This window comes from Bacillus sp. 05T21 (genome assembly GCF_056396785.1).
In genome coordinates this window covers 1-597 of record NZ_JBFTMD010000098.1, presented here as the reverse complement: position 1 = coordinate 597, position 597 = coordinate 1, and the positions used below count along the sequence as shown (strand labels likewise).

The 597-nt window shown below is 41.0% G+C and carries 1 protein-coding gene; it reads left to right on the top strand.

Annotation, left to right across the window (positions count from 1 at the left end; genetic code table 11):
* Positions 1 to 524, top strand: a 524-nt coding sequence (locus AC1DKZ_RS32980; RefSeq protein ID WP_476997980.1) for a hypothetical protein, incomplete at its 5' end; no start/stop codon positions are given.
* Positions 525 to 597: the final 73 nt, after the last annotated feature.

The window sequence follows — 597 nt, the reverse complement described above, 5'->3', positions numbered from 1 at the left end:
GTAAGTGCGGGTTTCTTGACAAGGAATGGGACCAGTTGGAAGAAGCTGGGATCACAAACGCCAGCATAGATGAAATGGTTGCAAATGCTTCGAGTCCTGGGGTTGTGTGTGACGACCTGGAAGACATGCTGTATAACATTCAAAATCCAGAGTTAACAGAAGAAGAGGAAGCCGCTAAAGAAAAAAAATCTGCTAAGTTGGAGGAGGCAGCAAACCAGGCGATTGAGAAAGACAAAAGGAGAATCGAAAAAGCAAGAACCTTCATAGATACTGACCTTAAAGCCATGATTGACCCCGTGTTGGTCGATGATTTCAATATGGAGTATAGGGTTGAGGCGGATGAACATTATGCAGGGAATATTAATGTGTTTGTAGATGCCGAGCAAGAAAGCAAGCAGGGAAAAAAATTGCGAAAAGCCTTTATTCAGAAATTTGGTGACGGAGATGTGGATGCCAATTATCAAATTTTGATTTTAACTGAAGACGAAAGTGTTATTGCAAGGGTTTCATTACCTGAATTATAAAAGGAAGGGGCAGTCTGTTGCCCTTCCTTTTTGTTATTGTCTTTTTAATTGAATTTAAACTAACCTGCCCCGT